Genomic DNA, 17,421 nt, shown 5'->3' with positions numbered 1-17,421 from the left:
CGATCCACCCGCCCGGGGGGGGGCGCGCCACCATATTCTGCCGCGCCCCCCCCGCCCGGTGCGTGCGGTACGGAGGGGGTTACGCCAGACCCGCCACGAGGTCCGCCACCGACTTGCGGCGGCCGGTGTAGAACGGGACCTCTTCGCGGACGTGCATGCGGGCCTCGGAGGCGCGCAGGTGCCGCATGAGGTCGACGATGCGGTACAGCTCGTCGGCCTCGAAGGCGAGCAGCCACTCGTAGTCGCCCAGGGAGAACGAGGCGACCGTGTTGGCGCGCACGTCGGGGTAGCCGCGGGCCATCATGCCGTGGTCCTTGAGCATGCGGCGGCGGTCCTCGTCGGGCAGGAGGTACCAGTCGTAGGAGCGCACGAAGGGGTAGACGCTGATGTAGTTGCGCGGCGTCTCGTCGGCCAGGAAGGCCGGGATGTGCGACTTGTTGAACTCGGCGGGACGGTGCAGCGCCATGTTCGACCAGACCGGCTCAAGGGCGCGGCCCAGCTTCGTGCGGCGGAAGAGGTTGTAGGCCTCCTGGAGCTCGTCGGAGGTCTCGGCGTGCCACCAGATCATGACGTCGGCGTCGGCGCGCAGGCCCGAGACGTCGTACGTGCCGCGGACGGTGATGTCCTTGGCGGCCAGCTGGTCGAACAGCTCCTGGACCTCTTCGGCGTAGCCCGCGCGGTTCTCGGGCAGCACGTCACGCAGCTTGAAGACGGACCACAGCGTGTAGCGGATGACCTCGTTGAGGTCCTTGGCCTTCTTGCCCGCGTTCGGGCTCTTGGCGGGGGCGTCGTCACTCATGGCCCTATTCTCCTCCGCCGCCGTGCAGGCTCTGCACCGGGTTGCGGGTGAGCTCCTGCACACCCGCCAGGTCACCGCCCAGTTCGTCGACGGCCGCGTACGCGCTCGCGATGCAGGCGGGGATGCCCACGCCGTCGTACGCCGCTCCGCACACGGCCAGGCCCGGCAGCTTGCCGACGTGCTCGCGGACGCGGGCCACGCGCGCGTGGTGGCCGACGGGGTACTGCGGCAGGCCGTCGTGCCAGCGGGTGACGCGGGTGGCGACGGGCTCGGCGTCCAGGCCGGTGGCCGCCCGCAGGTCGCGCCGGGAGAGGTCGATGAGCTCGGCGTCGTCGCGTCCCAGGATCGCGCTTTCGCCGTACCGCCCCACCGAAGTGCGCAGGACCAGGAGGTCCGGGTCCTCGTCGGCGATCCAGCCCCACTTGCGCGAGGCGAAGGTGGACGCCTTGATGGTGTGTCCGTCGACGGGCGGCACGAGGAATCCGCTGCCTTCGGGGAGGTCGGTCCCGCTGCGGCGGTAGGCGAGGGTCATCAGGGCCATGGAGGCGTACTCGACGCCCGCGAGCTCGGCTGCTGCGGCGGGCGCCTCGACTCCGAGCAGCGCGGCGGCGGCGTAGGCGGGCACGGCGACGACCACGGCTTCGGCGTCGACGGTCTCCTCGCCCGTGGTGACCTGCCAGCCCTCCGGGGTGCGCCGCAGCCCGGTGACCGGCGTCCCGGTGCGGATCTCGCCGCCACGCGCGCGTACCGACTCCGCCACGGCGAGCGGTAGCTGTCCCACGCCGCCCTCGATGCCCATGAAGACGGGGCCGGTCTGCTGGTTCTGCGCGGCGCGGGCCTGGATGGCGCGCACTCCCTCGGTGAGCGAGGTGTGCGTGCGGGCGGCCTCGAAGAGCTGCGGGACGGCCGAGCGCATCGAGATGCGGTAGGCGTCGCCCGCGTACACCCCGCCGAGCAGCGGCTCCACGAGGCGGTCGACGACCTCGCGGCCCAGGCGTGCGGCCACGTACTCGCCGACGGCGACGTCGTCCCCGACCTCGGTGGGCGGCAGGTCACGGTCCTGCTCGATGCGGTGCAGGCCCGCGTCGGAGAGCACCCCGGAGAGTGCGGAGGCGTCACCGGGCACGCCCATCACATGGCCCTTGGGCATCGGCCGCAGGGCTCCGCGGGTCCAGATCGCCGCGGTCGCCGTCGCGGGCGGCTGGAGCCGGTCGCTCAGGCCCACCTCGCGGGCGAGGGCGACGGCCTCGGGGCGGCGGGCCAGCATCGACTCGGCGCCGAGGTCGACGCGGACGCCCTCGATCTCGCCGGGGAGCAGCTTGCCGCCGAGCCGGTCGGAGGCTTCCAGGACGGTCACGCGGGCTCCCGTACCGAGCAATCGGTGGGCGGCGGCAAGGCCGGCGATTCCGCCCCCGATGACGACGACATGGCCCTTGCGTGTGTCCGTTTCGCGCATGCCCCCACTCTACGAGGCGGACGCAGCGGGCCTGACGAGTCCTGACCGTGACCCCATCGGGACCGGTCGGCAACCATCGTTGTGCCCCTCCCCGGCGTCAAAGGAGCATCAGCCATCACGAACCCCGGGGGGTACGTCGAGATGCTCGCGTCCGGCACATCAAGGCACCGCACCGTCCAGGCACTCTCGGCCCTGCTGCTGGCGGCCGCCCTCGCGCTCACGGGATGCAGCGCGGGCGGTGACAACGGTGACAGCGGCGGCGACAGCGACAAAGCAGCGGGCGCCGCGCCGGGAGACCCGGGCTTCTCCGGCCGCAAGGACGAGAAGGGGGTGGCCGGAGGCGGCAGCGCCGAACAGTCCGGCGCGAAGAAGCCGCCCAAGCTCACCGGCACGCACATCATCCGCACCGCCACCCTGACCGTCCGCGTCAAGGACGTGCCGAAGGCCCTGGACGAGGCGCGCGCGGCGGCCACCGACGCGGGCGGTGTGGTCGGCGACGAGACCACGGACCGCGACGGCCGGGGCCACGAGCGCTCCCGCATCGTGCTGCGCGTCCCGCAGGACCAGTACGAGGAGGTCCTCACGGCGCTCGAAGGAACGGGGAAGCTGATCGAGCGCAAGGCCAAGGCGCAGGACGTGACCGACCAGGTCGTCGACGTGGAGAGCCGCATCAAGTCACAGCGGGCGAGCGTGGCCCGGGTGCGGGAGCTGATGGACAAGGCGACGAAGCTGAGCGATGTCGTCACCCTGGAGGGAGAGCTGAGCTCCCGTCAGTCCGAACTGGAGGCGCTGCTCGCACAGCAGTCCTCGCTCAAGGACCGTACGAGCATGTCGACGATCACGCTCTCGCTGAGCGAGACGGCCGTGAAGAAGGCGTCCGCGGACGATGACGACCCGACCTTCGTGGACGCCCTGTCCGGCGGCTGGAGTGCCTTCGTGACGATGCTGCGGTGGGTGGCGGTCGCCCTCGGCGCGATCCTGCCGTTCGTGGCGGTGGCGGCGCTGCTGTTCCTGCTGTGGCAGCGCCTCGTGCGGCCCGGGCTGCGACGGCGGCCCGCGGTGGCCGCGGCGCCCGTGGCACCGGCGCGCGAAGGCGACGACGACTAGCGGTCCGTCAACTGCCGCCGCGTCGTAGCGTGTCCGTATGAGTAGCGCGAGAGAGCGACTGGTGGTCATCGGGGGCGATGCGGCGGGCATGTCCGCCGCATCGCAGGCACGCAGGCTCAAGGGCCCGGACGAGCTGGAGATCGTCGCGTTCGAGCGCGGCCACTTCACGTCGTACTCGGCCTGCGGCATCCCCTACTGGGTCGGCGGCGACGTTCCCTCGCGGGACGAGCTGATCGCGCGTTCGCCCGAGGAGCACCGGGCCCGCGACATCGACCTGCGGATGCGTACGGAGGTCACGGAGATCGACGTCGGGGGCGGCCGGGTCCGCAGCCGGGACCTGGAGTCGGGCGCCGAGGCGTGGACGGCGTACGACAAGCTCGTCATCGGCACCGGCGCCCGCCCGATCCGCCCGGCGCTGCCCGGCATCGACGCCCCCGGCGTGCACGGCGTACAGACCCTGGACGACGGCCAGGCGCTCCTGGACACGCTGGCCGGTACACCGGGCCGCAGGGCGGTCGTCATCGGCGCGGGCTACATCGGCGTCGAGATGGCCGAGGCCCTGATCCAGCGCCGCTACGACGTCACGGTCGTCAACCGCGGCCGGGAGCCGATGTCGACGCTCGACCCGGACATGGGCCGCCTCGTCCATGACGCGATGTCCGGCATGGGCATCGAGATGGTCAACGACGCCGAGGTCACCAAGATCCTCACCGGTGACGACGGCCGGGTCAGGGCGGTGGCCACCGAGGACGCGGAGTATCCGGCGGACGTGGTGGTGCTCGGCATCGGCGTGCGCCCCGAGACGGAACTGGCGAAGGCGGCGGGCCTGCCCGTCGGCGAGTACGGCGGGCTGCTCACGGACCTGGCGATGCGGGTGCGGGGGCACGAGAACATCTGGGCGGGCGGCGACTGCGTCGAGGTGCTCGACCTGGTCTCGGGCCGCGAGCGCCACATCGCGCTCGGCACCCACGCCAACAAGCACGGCCAGGTCATCGGCTCCAACGCGGGCGGGAGTTACGCGACCTTCCCCGGTGTCGTCGGCACGGCCGTCAGCAAGGTCTGCGACCTGGAGATCGCCCGCACGGGTCTGCGCGAGAAGGACGCGCAGGCGGCGGGACTGCAGTACGTGTCGGTGACCATCGAGTCGACGAGCCGCGCGGGCTACTACCCGGGCGCGGCCCTGATGACCGTGAAGATGCTCGCCGAGCGCCTCACGGGACGGCTGCTCGGCGTCCAGATCGTCGGCCGCGAAGGGGCGGGCAAGCGCGTCGACATCGCGGCGGTGGCCCTGACGGCCCGGATGACGGTGGACCAGATGACGGCCCTCGACCTCGGCTACGCCCCGCCGTTCTCCCCGGTGTGGGACCCGGTCCTGGTGGCGGCCCGCAAGGCGGTCACGGCGGTCAGGTCGGCGCGCTAAAGCGTTTCGGGGTCCTGCGTCGCGGGTCCCGCTCCGAAGAGGGCCTCGCGCCGTTCCCGTAGCCGCGCGAGGGTCTCGCGTGCGGTGGCCGCGGTGAAGGCGGGGCACAGGAGGGCTTCCGGCGGGGCTCCCCAGCCGCTGGACATGTGCTCCAGGTCGTAGACCCGGCGTCCGGCGGGGCTGCTCAGGTGCAGGCCGACCCAGAGGGCGTCGGGGCCGCTGCCCGGCAGCCCGGGGTGGCCCTCGTGCGCGCACCGGGCGCCGGAGAGGTGGGAGAGGGCCGCTTCGAGTCCCGCGGCCAGATCGTCGAGGACCTGCTTCGAGCGCATCTGGTCGCAGACGGCGTACCAGGAGACGGCCGCGGTGGCGATGACGAGCCCCGCGCGGTCGTCGGGGTCGGCGGCCCGGCCGAGGGCGTCACCGACGCGGGAGATTTCGGAGTCGACGTCCGTGCCGGGCTTCGGACAGCCGTGCAGGACGGCCGTGAGCGACTCGATGTCCTGCCGGGTCTCCTCGGAGAGGCGCGGCGGAATGCCCGCGGCCGATCCGGGCTCGATGAAGTCCATGGCGATGCGCGCGAACCCGGCGACGTTGCGCGGGCAGAGCCACGCGTCGCGCGGATGCTCGTCCTCGTCCCACTCGGCGCTCCCGTCGACCAGGTCCGCCACGAGGTCACGGAGCCAGAAAAGGTGGTCCTCCAGCTCGTCCTCGCCGTACGGATGGACTTCGTGGGCGCACGGCCGGTCCCTGAGCGCTTCGTCGGCCGCCCGCGCCGCGTCGAACACGGCGCCCGGCACGTCGTCGCCCGGCAGCCAGCCGACGTACGGCAGCATCATGACCAGGCCGAAGGTCCACTGATGCGCGCGCTCACCGCCGGGATCCGCGGCGAGCGCCCGGGCACATTCCAGGACGATCCGGTCCTTCGCGGCGTCGCGATGGCTCTGGTAGTCGTCCTGGACCCCGCCCCAGGCCTCGACGAGATCACCGATCTGCGACGCGGACACGTCCCGCCCCCTCCTCACCCGTCATATTCAGGTGAGATTTTCAGCCAACTGTCGGCCGCCCCCGTCAGCGGGCGGTCCGCGTGTGGACGTGCTCCACGAGCCGCGTCAGCGCGTCGGGGTCGGTGGTGGGCAGGACGCCGTGGCCGAGGTTGAAGATGTGCCCCTCGAGACCGGACGCCGCGTCCAGGACCTCGTCCGTCTTGGCCTCGATCGCCTCGCGCGTGGAGAAGAGGACCGCCGGGTCGAGGTTGCCCTGGAGGGCCTTGCCGGGACCGACCCGCCGCACGGCCTCGTCCATCGGCACGCGCCAGTCGACGCCGACCACGTCGGCACCCGCCTCGCCCATCAGGCCGAGCAGTTCGCCCGTGCCGACACCGAAGTGGATGCGCGGCACCCCGTACCCGGCGACCGCGTCGAAGACCTTCTGCGACGCGGGCATCACGGAGCGCCGGTAGTCGGCCGGGGCGAGCGCGCCCACCCACGAGTCGAAGAGCTGCACGGCGCTCGCGCCCGCCTCGATCTGCACCTTCAGGAAGGCGCCGGTGATCTCCGCGAGCCGGTCGAGCAGGTCGGCCCACAGCTGCGGGTCGCCGTACATGAGCGCCTTGGTGTTCTCGTGGTTACGGCTCGGGCCGCCCTCGACCAGGTAACTCGCGAGGGTGAAAGGTGCGCCGGCGAAGCCGATCAGCGGGGTGGACCCCAGCTCGGCCGTCAGCATGCCGATCGCCTGCGTCACGTAACTCACGTCGTCCGGCGTCAGATCCCGCAGCTGGGCGAGGTCGGCGCGCGAGCGGATGGGGTTGGCGACGACCGGGCCGATGCCCGGCTTGATGTCGAGGTCGATGCCGATGGCCTTGAGGGGGACGACGATGTCGCTGAAGTAGATCGCGGCGTCGACCTTGTGGCGGCGCACGGGCTGCAGCGTGATCTCGGTGACCAGCTCCGGCATCATGCAGGACTCCAGCATGGCCGTGCCCTCGCGCACCTTGCGGTACTCGGGCAGCGAGCGCCCCGCCTGGCGCATGAACCAGACCGGCGTGTGCGGCACGGGCTCGCGCCTGCATGCCTTCATGAAAGCGGAGTCGTACGTAGCTGCGTTCTGCTGGCCCGCCGGGCTGGTGTTGGCACTCACCCCGAAAGTCTCGCACGGGCCCGCGCGAGAGCGTTCCGAGGGACACCCTGCCTTGACCGGGGACCCCCTCACGGGTGTCTCTCCCTGCACGAAGCCGCCGTTCCCCTTAATCTTCCCCGCATGGCTGCGGCTCAGGGACAACGGTCGGACGGCGCTGGCGAGATGGAAAGTACGGAGGGGAAGGTGGCGGAATCGGCTCCGTTGCCCTTTCGGGCGGCGGTCGAGGCGCTGCGCGGGGCACGGCTTCGGCCCGAGATCGAGATCGACCCGACGAAGCCGCCGAAGCGCCTGGCCCCCCATGCGTACGCCCTGGAGGCGGCGGTGGTCGAGGGCGACGAGGATCTCGCGGACGGGCGCCTGGTCCTGCTGCACGATCCGGCGGGGCACGACGCCTGGCAGGGCACCTTCCGCCTCGTCACGCTCGTCCGCGCGGAGTTGGAGCCGGAGATGGCGGCGGACCCGCTGCTCCCGGAGGTCTGCTGGTCCTGGCTGACGGGCGCGCTCCAGGCGCGCGGCCTGGCCTGCGGCGAGCCGAGCGGCACCGTCACGCGCGCGGGCTCGCACTACTTCGGCGGGCTTTCCGAGCGGACGCCTGCCTCGCAGATCGAGATCCGGGCGTCGTGGACGCCGCGCGAAGGGGCGGGCGGGGTGCCGGACACGGCGTTGCATCTCGCCGCGTGGTGCGATCTGCTGTGCCAGGTCGCGGGGCTGCCGCCGGTGAACCTGAGCTACGGCGAGGGGTCCGTGGTGTCGCTGCCGCAGCGGCGGGGTCCGCAGACGCCGTGACGCGGCGGGGCTGAAGCGCGCCGGACGGGACCGGACGGTCACGCGGATGAGCGATTCTGAACGACTGCGATTCGGGTTGATCTTCGGATGATCGATCACATGTCCGAATGGTCCGAATTGTTACTCACCAAATCGTGATCATTCTCTAAAGGCGGACGGGTTTGATGCCGAAGAGGTTGGTGACCTTGACAGCACGGTTCGTCCCGGCTTAATCCCCGAGCCGGCTCACGTCCCGCACCCCAGGAGGCCTGGTGTCCGTTCTCCTCGAGCAGCCTGCAAGCCTGGTCGCCTACCGCCCGAACAAGCCGACCGCCATGGTCGTCGTGGCCGACCCACGCGTGCGTTCCACCGTCACCCGCCACCTGTGGGCCCTCGGTGTACGCGACGTGATCGAGGCCTCGTCGATCGCGGAGGCTCGTCCCCGCATCGGCAACCCCCGTGACATCTGCGTCGCAGACGTCCATCTCCCCGACGGCTCCGGCCTGACTCTCCTCTCCGAAACCCGCGCGGCGGGCTGGCCGAACGGCCTCGCCCTCTCCGCCGCCGATGACATCGGTGCCGTACGCAATGCCCTCGCGGGCGGCGTGAAGGGCTACGTCGTCACCGGCACCCGCAACAACGTCGGTCTCCCCACCCGTCCCGGCGCCGCGCCCATCGGCTCGGCCGCCGCCCGAATGCACCGCCGCCCGCCGGGCGCCCCGAGCCACCCCGGTGGCTACCGCGAGCTGTCCGGCCGTGAGGTGGAGGTTCTCCGGCTCGTCGCGGAGGGCCAGTCGAACAAGGCCATCGGCGTCTCGATGGGGCTCTCCGCCCTGACCGTGAAGAGCCACCTCGCCCGGATCGCACGCAAGCTCGGTACGGGTGACCGGGCAGGGATGGTGGCGGTGGCTCTGCGCACCGGAATCATCCACTGACTGATTTACACCCCTCGCCCGCCCGTCGACGGAACGTTCCGTCGACGGGCGCCGTGCATACACAGATACCCTTGACAGGTGACCGACGCCCAAGAGACCGCAGCAGACAGTTCACTGCGAACCACCGGAGGCGGCCCTCCGGACGACGTCGAAACGGCGCCGATCCCTTTGCTCGAGCCGCGTGATGGCATTCCTCCGGTGGTCGCAGACGAAACCTCGCTCGCCGAGGTGATCGCCGCATTCGCGGCGGGCAGTGGCCCCGTGGCCGTGGACGCCGAACGCGCGTCCGGCTATCGGTACGGCCAGCGTGCCTATCTCGTGCAGCTGCGCCGCGAAGGCGCGGGCAGCACCCTGATCGACCCCGTCGCCTGCCCCGACCTCTCGGGGCTCGGCGAGGCGATCTCCGGAGCGGAGTGGGTGCTGCACGCGGCCACGCAGGATCTGCCCTGCCTCCGCGAAATAGGCATGATCCCCACCAGCATCTTCGACACCGAGCTCGCCGGGCGCCTCGCCGGTTTCCCCCGGGTCGGCCTCGGCGCGATGGTCGAGGGCGTACTCGGCTTCGTCCTGGAGAAGGGCCACTCGGCGGTCGACTGGTCCACGCGCCCGCTGCCCGACCCCTGGCTGCGGTACGCGGCGCTCGACGTCGAGCTGCTCGTGGACCTGCGGGACGCCCTGGAGAAGGAGCTCGACCGGCAGGGCAAGCTGGAGTGGGCCCGCGAGGAGTTCGACGCGATCGCCTCCGCGCCGCCCGCCCCGCCGCGCAAGGACCCCTGGCGCCGCACCTCGGGCATGCACAAGGTGCGCCGCCGCCGTCAGATGGCGGTCGTACGTGAGCTGTGGACCGCCCGCGACAAGGTGGCCCAGCGGCGGGACGTGTCGCCGGGCAAGGTGCTCAGTGACGGCGCGATCGTGGAGGCGGCGCTGGGGCTGCCGCCCAACGTGCACGCGCTTGCCGGGCTCACCGGCTTCGGGCACCGGATGGGGCGGCGTCAGCTGGAGCAGTGGCAGGCCGCGGTGGACCGGGCCAAGGCCCTGCCCGACTCCGAGCTTCCGCAGCCCGGGCAGGCCGTGTCCGGGCCGCCGCCGCCCCGCTCCTGGGCGGACCGCGACCCCGCGGCCGCGGCCCGGCTCTCCGCCGCGCGGGCGGCGGTCTCGGCGCTGGCCGAGGAGCTGAACATGCCCCAGGAGAACCTGATGACTCCGGACACGGTCCGGCGCGTCTGCTGGGAGCCTCCGGCTCAGGTGGACCCGGACTCCGTGGCCGCGGCGCTCGCCGCGCACGGGGCGCGGCAGTGGCAGATCTCCCGGGTGACCCCGGCCCTGGTCACCGCCCTCACCGCCCCCGCGGCAACGGCCCCGCCGAAGTAACCACCGCCGACCGCCGCCGCGCGGCAACTCTTCCCCACCCACCCACCCGTTCACCCCGCATCACGGGGCGAGGGGGCGGGTGGGTGGTTCGCGTTGCGGGGCGGGCACAGGGCGCACCGGCTCAAGTCGGAGCGTTGACGACCAACAACTCGACGCCGGGCAAACGGGCGGGTGGGCGGGTGACGATCCGCCGCGAAGCGGCGGCACAGACACCCGCCCCACCGGGCAGCAGCAGACCCCCCGCCCGGCCGGGCCCAGCAGCCCCGACACCGGACAGCGGCACCCCCGGCGGATGCCGGGTGAACGGGTGGGCGGGCGGGAAAGATCCGCCGCGAAGCGGCGGGACAGGCACCCGCCCCACCGGGCCGCGGCTACCCCCGGCGACGGACAGACCCGCAGTGTGACCTTCGCAACCCCGCGGCACCGCCCACCAACCCTTGGCCGCGTAGTTACCGGCAAGTAGCATGGATGAGGAAAAGCGCCTGCAAGCGCCCCGCACCCTGGAGGAGAGCCATCGTGCCTCGTACCGTCAGGGACGTCGTCTTCGTTGATGGCGTCCGCACCCCGTTCGGCAAGGCGGGCCCGAAGGGCATCTACCACGAGACCCGTGCGGATGACCTGATCGTGAAGGCCATCCGGGAGCTGCTGCGCCGCAACCCGGCCCTCGACCCCGCCAAGATCGACGAGGTCGCCATCGCCGCGACCACGCAGATCGGCGACCAGGGTCTGACGCTGGGCCGCACCGCCGGCATCCTGGCCGGGCTTCCGCAGTCCGTGCCGGGCTACTCCATCGACCGCATGTGCGCGGGCGCCCTGACCGCCGTCACCACGACGGCCGGCTCCATCGCGTTCGGCGCGTACGACGCCGTCATCGCCGGTGGCGTCGAGCACATGGGCCGCCACCCCATGGGCGAGGGCGTCGACCCGAACCCGCGGTTCGTGAGCGAGAAGCTCGTCGACGAGTCCGCCCTGTTCATGGGCATGACCGCCGAGAACCTGCACGACCGTTACCCGAGCATCACCAAGCAGCGCACCGACGAGTACGCCGTGCGCTCGCAGGAGAAGGCCGCCAAGGCGTACGCCAACGGCAAGATCCAGCAGGACCTGGTGCCCGTCTCCGTACGCCGGACGAACGAGGAGGCCGGTGAGACCGGCTGGGGCCTGGCCACCGCCGACGAGCCGATGCGCCCGGGCACCACCCTGGAGAACCTCTCCGGCCTCAAGACGCCGTTCCGTACGCACGGCCGCGTCACCGCCGGCAACGCCGCGGGCCTCAACGACGGCGCCACGGCGTCGATCATCGCCTCCGAGGACTTCGCCCGCGAGAACAACCTGCCGGTCAAGATGCGGCTCGTCTCGTACTCCTTCGCGGGTGTCGAGCCCGAGGTCATGGGCTACGGCCCGATCCCGGCCACGGAGAAGGCCCTCGCCCAGGCGGGGCTGAGCATCTCGGACATCGGTCTCTTCGAGATCAACGAGGCCTTCGCCGTGCAGGTGCTCGCCTTCCTGGAGCACTACGGCATCGCGGACGACGACGCGCGCGTGAACCAGTACGGCGGCGCCATCGCCTACGGCCACCCCCTCGCCTCCTCCGGCGTGCGTCTGATGACGCAGCTAGCGCGGCAGTTCGAGGAGCAGCCGGACGTCCGCTACGGCCTGACGACGATGTGTGTCGGCTTCGGCATGGGCGCCACCGTCATCTGGGAGAACCCGAACCACAAGGACGCCGGAGGCGACAAGTGAGCAGCTCCACCACTGAGCTTCTGAAGGGCGCGGCCGAGCTGTTCCCGGACGAGGTCGTCACGCAGGCGCACGTACGCCACCTCGACCTGCCGGCCGGCGCCGGGCGCTTCGCGCTCATCACGCTGGACAACGGCTTCGACCACACCAAGCCGACCACCTTCGGCCCGGGCTCGCTGGCGAACCTGAACACCGCCATCGACCAGGTCGAGAAGGAGGCGGCCGAGGGCACGATCGTCGGTGTCGGTGTCACCGGCAAGCCGTTCATCTTCGCCGTCGGCGCCGACCTCAAGGGCGTCGAGATCCTGGGGCGCCACGAGGACGCGCTGGCCATCGGCCAGGGCGGCCACGAGGTCTTCAAGCGGCTCTCCGGGCTCGCGGTACCGACCTTCGCGTACTACAACGGCGCCGCCATGGGCGGCGGTGTCGAGGTCGGCCTGCACTGCTCGTACCGCACCGTCTCCAAGGCGCTGCCCGCCTTCTCGCTGCCCGAGGTCTTCCTCGGCCTGGTGCCTGGCTGGGGCGGCTGCGCGCTGCTCCCGAACCTGATCGGCGCCGACAAGGCCGTCTCGGTCATCATCGAGAACTCGCTGAACCAGAACCGCCAGCTCAAGGGCAAGCAGGTCTTCGAGCTCGGCATCGCCGACGCGCTCTTCGAGGGCGCGGACTTCCTTGAGCAGTCGCTGATCTGGACGGCCTCCGTCCTCAACGGCTCGCTCACGGTGGAGCGCCCCGAGATCGACCGCGGCGAGGGCTGGGACGCCGCCGTCGCGCGCGGCCGCGGCATCGCGGACTCCAAGGTGCACGGCGCGGCCCCGGCCGCCTACCGCGCCCTGGAGATCATCGAGGCCGCCAAGGACGGCGACCTGCAGAAGGGCTTCGACGCCGAGGACAAGGCGCTCGCCGACCTCATCATGGGCGGCGAACTGCGCAGCGGCATCTACGCCTTCAACCTCGTCCAGAAGCGCGCCAAGCGCCCGGCGGGTGCCCCGGACAAGAACCTGGCGCGCCCGGTCACCAAGGTCGGCGTCGTCGGCGCCGGTCTGATGGCCTCGCAGCTCGCGCTGCTCTTCCTGCGCCGCCTCGAGGTGCCGGTCGTCCTGACCGACATCGACCAGGCGCGCGTCGACAAGGGCGTCGGCTACGTCCACGAGGAGATCGACAAGCTCCTCCTCAAGGGCCGCGTCAACCAGGACAAGGCCAACCGCCTCAAGGGCCTGGTCTCCGGTGTCCTGGACAAGGCCGAGGGCTTCTCCGACGCCGACTTCGTCATCGAAGCCGTCTTCGAGGAGATCGGCGTCAAGCAGCAGGTGTTCGCGGAGGTCGAGGCGGTCGCTCCGGCGCACGCCATCCTCGCCACGAACACCTCCTCGCTCTCGATCTCCGAGATGGCGTCGAAGCTGAAGCACCCCGAGCGGGTCGTCGGCTTCCACTTCTTCAACCCGGTCGCGATCCTGCCGCTCCTGGAGATCGTGCGCGGCGAGCAGACGGACGACGCGGCGCTGGCCACGGCCTTCTCCGTCGCCAAGAAGCTGAAGAAGACCGCGGTCCTGGTCAAGGACGCCCCGGCGTTCGTCGTGAACCGCATCCTCACCCGCTTCATGGGCGAGATCCAGAACGTCATCGACGAGGGCACCCCGGTCGCCGTCGCCGAGAAGGCCGTCGAGCCGCTCGGCCTGCCGATGTCGCCGCTGGTGCTTCTGGAGCTGGTCGGTCCGGCCATCGGTCTGCACGTGTCCGAGACCCTGAACCGCGCCTTCCCGGAGCGCTTCACGGTGTCCCCGAACCTCGCGGCGGTCGTCAAGGCCGGCAAGCGCGGCTTCTACGTCTACGACTCCGGCAAGCCGGAGCTGGACCCCGAGGTGGCAGCTCTCCTCAAGCAGGGCGACACCGTCCTGACCGAGGAGCAGACCCGCGACCGCGTGCTCGACGCCGTGGCGCAGGAGATCGGCCTGATGCTCGACGAGGGCGTCGTCGCCGAGGCGCAGGACATCGACCTGTGCCTGATCACCGGTGCGGGCTGGCCCTTCCACCTGGGCGGCATCACGCCGTACCTGGACCGTGAGGGCGTCAGCGAGCGCGTCACCGGCAAGCGGTTCCTGGCGCCGGGCGTGGCCAGCGTTCCCGCGTAACACCTGCGCATAAGGGCGATGCCCGGCCGGCCTCCTGGCCGGCCGGGCATCGGCCGTTTCACGCGCTTCCCGCTTACACCCGCGTCCACGCGTCCAGCGCGAGGCCCGACTCCGCCTTTTGGCGTGCGATGCGCAGCGTGCCGTCGAGGCCGATCGTCGCCATGACCACGCGACCCTGCGCGTCGAGGGCCAACGCGGGGGTGCCCAGACAGGGTTCGCCCGTCTCGGCCCACCAGGCGCCCGCCTGCTCGTCCTGTGTCGGGTAGGCGGCGATGACGGGCCGGCCGTCCTGGCCGCGGTGGGCGAGCACCGTGCAGTCGTGGCCCTCTATCGTCGCGCGCAGGGCGGCCGTGGGGCCGGGGACGGGGGTGCCGCCGAGGGGCCGCACGTCCGCCGCCTCCTCGTCCTCGACCGAGCGGTGGGCGACGACGCCCTTGCCGCGGGCGTCGGCCGCGTAGTACGTGAGGCGGTCCGGGGCCGTCTCCAGGGCCGTGCCCGAGCCGGGGGCCGGGGGCAGCGGGATGTCGTCGGTGCGCTGGAATTCGGCGCCCTGCTTCTCCTGGGTCCAGTGCAGCGTCTTGTTCTCCGCCGGGCCGAAGACCTCGATGCGGCCGGTGGACGTGGCGACCGCCGTGATGCCGTCGAGGACCTCGCGGACCTTGAAGTCCTTCCACCCCTCCCACTTGCCGCCCTTGCCCTCGCGCCGCAGCCGGACGCTGTGCACCGCGTCCCGTACGAAGACGTGGACCGACCCGGAGGCGTCCACCGCGGCGGTCGGGGCGCCGAGGTGCGGGGCGCGCTCGACCATCTTGGTGTGGGGGTTGCCGAGCGAGCGCCAGTCCATGAGCGGACGGCCCGACTGGTACTGCACGGCGTGCACGACGTCTACCTCCGTGCCGCCGCCCTCCTTGGGGCGGGTGCGAAGGGCGATGAAGTGCACGTACCCGTCGACGCCCTGGGCCAGGGTGAGGTGGGTCAGGTGCGGCGCCTCGAAGAGGTCCGGGCCGCTCCAGTCCGGGCCGCCGGGGCGGTCCTGGGTCCAGCGCAGCAGGCCGTCGGCCGAGCGGGCGTACGCGGTGAGCCTGCCGTCCTTGCCGCGCAGCAGCCAGCTGCCGGTGGCGAGGGTGCCGCTCGCGGCCTGTTCGGCGGCGGGGGCCGTCGGGCGGGAGGGCTCCCGCTCGGGCCTGGGGGAGGATCTCAGCGGCATGTTTCGGCGCCGACCTTCCTACGAGCGTGCGTGTTCTCCGGCCCGTTCAGTCTACGGTCGCCGGGAGCGGCTCCCGGCCTGGGCCCAGGCCCGGTGTGCCAGGCTTGCGCCATGAGAACTCTGCTCGTCGTGGACGCCGCCAATGTCGTCGGCTCGGTCCCCGACGGCTGGTGGCGCGACCGCCGCGGGGCCGCCGAGCGGCTGCGGGACGGGCTTGTCACGTACGCGGACGAAGGCCTGCCCGGTCATCCGGGCCCCCTTGAGGTCGTCCTCGTCGTGGAGGGCGCCGCGCGCGGCGTGGAGTCCGTGCCCGGCGTACGCGTGGAGAGCGCGCCCGGCAGCGGCGACGACCGCATCGTGGAGCTGGCCGCCGGGGCCGGGGAGCGGCCCTGCCTGGTCGTCACGGCCGACCGTGAACTGCGCCGCAGGGTGGGCGAGTCGGGGGCCCAGTGCGCGGGCCCCCGGACCGTACGTCCTCGGTAGCCGCCCCTCAGAGCCGCTTGGCGCTGCGCAGCGTGGCGGCGTAGTAGCCGTTGCCGTCGAGGCGGGACGTGCCGCCCTTGTCGCCGATCGTGGGGCCGTTGACCTCCTCGCGGCTCGAGATGAAGATCTTGTGGCCGTCGGCGTCGTGGCCGAGGAAGATCCCCACGTGGTCCAGGCGCTCCTTGGTGCGGGCGTCCAGCTTGAAGAAGACCAGGTCACCGGGTTGGACGACGTCGATGGACTTGGGGCGGTCCGCCTTTCCGACGCCCTTGAGCTTGATGACGTCCGTGCCCGCGTTGCCGCGCGCCATGCCGTTGGCGGTGCGGGGCAGGCCGTCGCCGGTCTTGTCGTCGGCCATCAGGGGATAGCGGGCGCGGTAACCGAAGACCGTGCGGATGAACCCGGAGCAGTCCATGGAGCGGGCCCGCATCGTCTCGGGCTGGATGGTCGTACCGCTGCGGAACGTGTACGGGATGCCGAGGTAGTCGAAGAAGTCCGACTGTTCCAGGCGCAGGTCGTTGCCCGCGCTGCCGTCGGGGTTGAGCGGGCCGAAGTTGGCGTCGCCGGCGTAGGCGATGCCCTCGTCGTCCTTCTTGACCGGCGCGCCCTGCACGTACTGGAACGCCATCGCGAAGAGGTCGTCCTCCTCGCTGCCGGCGAACTCCTTGTACCAGTCCTTGAACCACTTCTCCTTCTCGGCGCCCTCGCGCCAGGTCTCCGGCATCAGCCGCGTCCAGTCGTTCGTGACGACGCGGGACTTGGTGTTCGCGGGCTCGGTGAAGGTGCGGCTCGGGCCGGTCAGCGTCGCGGTGCGCGCGTTGTCCGTGAAGGTGGCGATGACCTTGCCGCTGTCGGTGCGCAGCACGGAGCGGGCGGGGTTCTTCAGGCGCTCCCACTTCTGCTTCCCGCTCCCCGGCTGCCCGTTGCTGTTCTGCAGCCCGCCGGGGGTGTCGGTGACGGCCTGCACCTTGGGCGCCTTGGCCTCTTCGTCCTTGCGCAGTTCCACGGTCAGATACGCGCTGCCCGCGAGGAGGGCGAGCACGGTCGCCGCGTGCAGGACGGGACGCTTCTTCTTGGGCGGCATGAATGGCTCCTGGGAATCAGGCGGACGGCATGAAGCCGAGGAGGATCCCGGCGGTGAGGACGACGTAGGCCATGAGCGTCACCGAGCCCGTGGCGAGCAGGGTGGGGCCCTTGGGCTGGCGCACCAGCTGGTAGGCGATCAGGCCGGGCACGATGAACCCGAGCGTCTGGTTCGCGTACATGAGCGGGAACTCGATCGACAGGACGATCATCACGGTCGCCTGGAGGGTGACGCCGAGCAGCACGACCGCGGCGAACAGGCGCTTGCCGTAGAGGATCACGAACTTCTGCATCGTCAGGGTGCCGACGTAGGTCAGTACGGTCACGCCGAGCACCATGGCCGCGCGCTGGAGGTCCTCGACGAGGGTCAGCGCGAGCCAGCCAGGGGTGATCATGCCGCCGGGCGAGAGGTTGGTCGTCAGATAGCAGACCAGGGAGAAGAGCAGCCCGAGCGCGATACCGACCGCGGCGATCTCGGGGGTGAGGACGGAGGGAATCAACGGGGCTCTCCTGGGCTGTGCCACTGCTGGTCGTCGTCTTGGGCGGGCGGTACGGGCGCGACCCTCGGCTCGAACATGCCGCGGGGCGCGGGGGGTTGGGGCTGCTGATGCTGTGGGGGCTGCTGATGCTGTAGAGGCTGCTGGTCCTGCTGGTAGTACTGGTGTTGCTGCTGGTAGTGCTCTTGCGGCTCGTAGGTCTGGGCCTGCTGGAGCGGGCTCTGCTGGACCTGGAGCTGCGCCGTGGAGTACCGCGACTCGTACGCCTCCGGGTAGTGCTGGTAGGGGTC

General features: G+C 71.6%; 15 protein-coding genes and 1 pseudogene. 8 read left to right on the top strand and 8 right to left on the bottom strand.

The window, feature by feature from the left end; all coding sequences use genetic code 11:
• Positions 1–79: 79 nt before the first annotated feature.
• Complete coding sequence (gene hemQ / locus ACQKIP_RS19680; protein ID WP_365858510.1) at positions 80–799, bottom strand: hydrogen peroxide-dependent heme synthase; 720 nt, start codon at positions 797–799, stop codon at positions 80–82.
• Between the two features lie 4 nt (positions 800–803).
• On the bottom strand, positions 804–2,255 hold the full coding sequence (gene hemG, locus ACQKIP_RS19675) for a protoporphyrinogen oxidase (protein WP_365858508.1): 1,452 nt from the start codon (positions 2,253–2,255) through the stop codon (positions 804–806).
• A 141-nt stretch (positions 2,256–2,396) separates the two neighbouring features.
• Between hemG and ACQKIP_RS19670 the strand changes: the two genes are divergently transcribed.
• The gene (locus tag ACQKIP_RS19670) at positions 2,397–3,362 is read left to right on the top strand and encodes a DUF4349 domain-containing protein (RefSeq protein WP_365858506.1); all 966 of its coding nucleotides are present in this window, start codon (positions 2,397–2,399) and stop codon (positions 3,360–3,362) included.
• 37 nt (positions 3,363–3,399) lie between these two features.
• Positions 3,400–4,782, top strand: a complete 1,383-nt coding sequence (locus ACQKIP_RS19665) for an FAD-dependent oxidoreductase (protein WP_365858504.1) — start codon at positions 3,400–3,402, stop codon at positions 4,780–4,782.
• Here the strand turns inward: ACQKIP_RS19665 and ACQKIP_RS19660 are convergent.
• Together ACQKIP_RS19660 and hemE are read right to left on the bottom strand one after the other, a co-directional pair.
• The gene (locus tag ACQKIP_RS19660; RefSeq protein ID WP_365858502.1) at positions 4,779–5,786 is read right to left on the bottom strand and encodes a hypothetical protein; all 1,008 of its coding nucleotides are present in this window, start codon (positions 5,784–5,786) and stop codon (positions 4,779–4,781) included. The two genes, ACQKIP_RS19665 and ACQKIP_RS19660, sit on opposite strands and share 4 nt — an antisense overlap.
• 64 nt (positions 5,787–5,850) lie before the next feature.
• Positions 5,851–6,918 carry a uroporphyrinogen decarboxylase gene (gene hemE / locus ACQKIP_RS19655; protein WP_365858500.1) on the bottom strand — a complete coding sequence of 356 codons (1,068 nt, stop codon included), beginning with the start codon at positions 6,916–6,918 and terminating at the stop codon, positions 5,851–5,853.
• A 120-nt stretch (positions 6,919–7,038) separates the two neighbouring features.
• Here hemE and ACQKIP_RS19650 point away from each other — a divergent pair, with 120 nt between their 5' ends.
• The 5 genes from ACQKIP_RS19650 to ACQKIP_RS19630 all read left to right on the top strand — a co-directional run bounded on the left by ACQKIP_RS19650 (position 7,039) and on the right by ACQKIP_RS19630 (position 13,861).
• A complete protein-coding gene (locus tag ACQKIP_RS19650) occupies positions 7,039–7,704 on the top strand; it encodes a DUF3000 domain-containing protein (protein WP_365858498.1) in 666 nt (221 codons plus the stop codon).
• 251 nt (positions 7,705–7,955) lie between these two features.
• Positions 7,956–8,618 carry a response regulator transcription factor gene (locus ACQKIP_RS19645; protein ID WP_160507754.1) on the top strand — a complete coding sequence of 221 codons (663 nt, stop codon included), beginning with the start codon at positions 7,956–7,958 and terminating at the stop codon, positions 8,616–8,618.
• Between the two features lie 78 nt (positions 8,619–8,696).
• Complete coding sequence (locus tag ACQKIP_RS19640; protein WP_365858496.1) at positions 8,697–9,989, top strand: ribonuclease D; 1,293 nt, start codon at positions 8,697–8,699, stop codon at positions 9,987–9,989.
• A 516-nt stretch (positions 9,990–10,505) separates the two neighbouring features.
• Positions 10,506–11,732 carry a thiolase family protein gene (locus ACQKIP_RS19635; protein ID WP_365858494.1) on the top strand — a complete coding sequence of 409 codons (1,227 nt, stop codon included), beginning with the start codon at positions 10,506–10,508 and terminating at the stop codon, positions 11,730–11,732.
• A complete protein-coding gene (locus ACQKIP_RS19630) occupies positions 11,729–13,861 on the top strand; it encodes a 3-hydroxyacyl-CoA dehydrogenase NAD-binding domain-containing protein (protein WP_365858492.1) in 2,133 nt (710 codons plus the stop codon). The genes ACQKIP_RS19635 and ACQKIP_RS19630 overlap by 4 nt, the downstream gene beginning before the upstream one ends.
• 73 nt (positions 13,862–13,934) lie before the next feature.
• On the opposite strand, the gene ACQKIP_RS19625 is transcribed toward ACQKIP_RS19630, so the two are convergent.
• Entirely contained in the window at positions 13,935–15,068 is a 1,134-nt protein-coding gene (locus ACQKIP_RS19625; protein WP_365858490.1) for a hypothetical protein, read from the bottom strand.
• A gap of 111 nt (positions 15,069–15,179) precedes the next feature.
• On the opposite strand from ACQKIP_RS19625, the gene ACQKIP_RS19620 reads away from it, so the two are divergent.
• A complete protein-coding gene (locus ACQKIP_RS19620; RefSeq protein ID WP_365858488.1) occupies positions 15,180–15,551 on the top strand; it encodes an NTP pyrophosphohydrolase in 372 nt (123 codons plus the stop codon).
• Positions 15,552–15,558: 7 nt separating this feature from the next.
• On the opposite strand, the gene ACQKIP_RS19615 is transcribed toward ACQKIP_RS19620, so the two are convergent.
• From ACQKIP_RS19615 to ACQKIP_RS19605, 3 genes and pseudogenes are all read right to left on the bottom strand, one after another.
• Entirely contained in the window at positions 15,559–16,635 is a 1,077-nt protein-coding gene (locus ACQKIP_RS19615; protein WP_365858486.1) for a C40 family peptidase, read from the bottom strand.
• 16 nt (positions 16,636–16,651) lie between these two features.
• Positions 16,652–17,134, bottom strand: a complete 483-nt coding sequence (locus tag ACQKIP_RS19610; protein ID WP_361194889.1) for a poly-gamma-glutamate biosynthesis protein PgsC/CapC — start codon at positions 17,132–17,134, stop codon at positions 16,652–16,654.
• Positions 17,131–17,421, bottom strand: a pseudogene (locus ACQKIP_RS19605) (poly-gamma-glutamate synthase PgsB); the annotation flags it as partial. The pseudogene ACQKIP_RS19605 and the gene ACQKIP_RS19610, both read right to left, overlap by 4 nt.

The organism is Streptomyces sp. NPDC059900 (assembly GCF_050270335.1).
Classification (GTDB): Bacteria; Actinomycetota; Actinomycetes; order Streptomycetales; family Streptomycetaceae; genus Streptomyces.
The sequence above is the reverse complement of the archived record's forward strand: the minus strand, read 5'-3'. Positions and strand labels throughout refer to the sequence as shown.